The organism is Rhodococcus sp. 05-2254-5, from assembly GCF_002258575.1.
GTDB classification, from domain to species: Bacteria; Actinomycetota; Actinomycetes; order Mycobacteriales; family Mycobacteriaceae; genus Rhodococcoides; species Rhodococcoides fascians.
Genome location: NZ_NOZG01000017.1, coordinates 1 through 2,535, shown reverse-complemented (window position 1 = coordinate 2,535; position 2,535 = coordinate 1). Strand labels below are relative to the sequence as shown.

Annotated in this window: 1 protein-coding gene; it reads left to right on the top strand. The window is 60.7% G+C overall.

Annotated elements, in window-relative coordinates; translation table 11 throughout:
* Positions 1-12: 12 nt before the first annotated feature.
* A partial coding sequence (locus tag CH278_RS11025) for a non-ribosomal peptide synthetase (RefSeq protein WP_254924357.1) occupies positions 13-2,535 on the top strand: 2,523 nt, incomplete at its 3' end.

Sequence of the window (2,535 nt, the reverse complement as noted above, 5' to 3'; positions counted from 1 at the left end):
TCGCTCTCTGCGATGCGTGTCGTAGCCGCCGTGCAGGAAACCTTCGACTGTGAAATCAGCGTCCGTGCACTCATGGAAGCCCCCACCGTAGCGGGCCTGGCTCGTGTGGTGGGTGGAGGACAGTCGGGCACCAGGCAAATCTGGGAGCCATATGCGCGTCCGGCCCAGTTGCCGCTGTCGTTCGCCCAGCGTCGGTTGTGGTTCATCCATCAGCTAGAGGGACCATCGGCGACATACAACATCCCTCTGGTACTACGCCTAATCGGTCTACTCGACGTCGACGCGCTGACCCTGGCGGTTGCCGATGTCGTAGCCCGGCACGAGAGTGTTCGCACAGTGTTTCCCGCTACGGCTGGCGTGCCCGAGCAGTGCATTCTCGATGCCTCTGAAGGGCTTGTCGCCTGCAAAGTCATCGACGCCACCAACTGGACCGATCAACAGTTGGATGAGGCGGTCGGTATTGTCACCCGCCACGCCTTCGACTTAGAAACCGAGATTCCCTTTCGTGCAAGGCTTTTCGCAGTCTCGACCACGGAACACCATCTGGCCCTGGCAATGCACCACATCGCCGCCGACGGATCATCTCTCTCGCCGCTGGTTCGCGACCTGACTACCGCATATCAGGCCCGCACCACCCGGACGGAGCCAGGCTGGGAGCCGTTGCCCGTTCAGTACGCCGACTTCACAATCTGGCAGCACAAGCTCCTCGGCGAGGCCGACGATCCTAATACCCGATCTGGTCGACAAACAGTTTTCTGGGAGCGGAACCTCGCTGGATACGCGGGACTGCTGGAGCTTCCCACGGACCGGCCTTACCCCGCCGTCGCCAACCATCAGGGCGGCCAAGTCGTCGTCGAATGGCCCGCCGAACTGCAGGAACTCGTGCGGGTTGTGGCGCGGGAACGCAATGCGACGACGTTCATGGTGATGTCGGCGGCGCTTTCGGTGCTGTTGGCGCGTTTGAGCGGGAGCGCGGATGTGGCGTTCGGGGTGCCGACGGCGGGGCGGGGGCGAACCGAGTTTGACGGCATGGTCGGGTTTTTCGTCAACACGCTGGTGTTGCGTACGCGGGTTTCAGCCGAGATGAACTTCGGTGATTTGTTGGAGGAGGTACGGGAGCGGAGCCTGGACGCGTTCGCGAACCAAGATGTGCCGTTCGATGCGCTTGTCGAGCGCCTCAATCCGGTCCGTACGCAGGCTCACCATCCGTTGATCCAAATCCTGTTCGCCTGGCAAAACGTCACCCTGCCCGATCTGTCTCTGCCAGGTCTCGACATTTCCCCGCAGCGCACGGACACCTTGACCGCTCGAATGGACTTGACTTTCAGCCTGCGTGAGCGGTTCGACAACTCCGGCCGTCCCATAGGCATTGGGGGTCTGGTCGAGTACCGCACCGACGTCTATGACGCCGAAACTGTAAAACAACTTGTTACCCGCTGGCAGCGGGTGCTCACGACGATGCTCGCCGGCACGGACCGCTCGGTGGCGTCAATCGACTTGCTTGACGAGAGAGAACTGACGCAGCTGGACGCCCTCGGAGCGCGGTCAGTGCTAAATGAATCGATCGTGGACCCCGCGATTCCGGAGTTGTTCGCCGAGCAGGTGAGGGTGCGGCCGGACGTCATAGCGGTGGTGTTCGAGGGTCGGTCGTGGACGTATCAGGAGTTGGACGACACATCGACGCAGTTGGCTCATTTGTTGGCTGGGCGTGGGGTGGGAGTAGAGGACGTTGTTGCACTGTTGCTGCCACGTTCGGAACACACTGTGATAGCCATACTTTCGGTGCTGAAGCTGGGTTCTGCTTACTTGCCGATCGACATCAACACCCCTGACGAGCGCCTGGCATTCGTTCTACAAGACGCTGCGCCGGCCGCGATTTTGACCACGGTGAGCCTCGCTGGTCGCGTCAGTAAGTCCGGGGTCCCACTGATAGATGTCGAGGATCCCAAGGTCGCTGAACAGCCGACGACGACGTTGCCGGTGCCGAATGCTGACCTCCTCGCGTACATCATCTACACCTCAGGAACGACAGGCACACCCAAAGGCGTCGGCATCACACAAACGAACGTCACCCAGACCTACGCAGCTTCGGAACATGCTTTCAAACATTCCCCAGATCAGGTGTGGTCGATGTTCCATTCGTACTCGTTCGATGTGTCGGTGTGGGAGATGTGGGGCGCTCTGCTGCACGGCGGCCGCTTGGTGATCATCCCTGAGCATGCCGCCCGCTCCGCAACGGACTTTCACCGAATCCTGGTAGACGAGCAGGTCACCACCGTCAACCAGACCCCGTCCGCACTCGAGATGCTCTCGCCCGAGGGAATAGATCAAGTAAGGACCATTTTTGTGGGGGGTGAGGCATGCTCGCCCGAACTTGTCGATCGGTGGGCTTCAGGCCGAGAAATGATCAATGGCTACGGGGAGACAGAGACGTTCTACGCCTCTATGAGTGCGCCCATGAAGCCTGGTCATGGAGCTCCTATCGGTACGCCGGTGCCGGGTGATGCGTTGTTTGTGTTGGATTCCGGTTTGCGG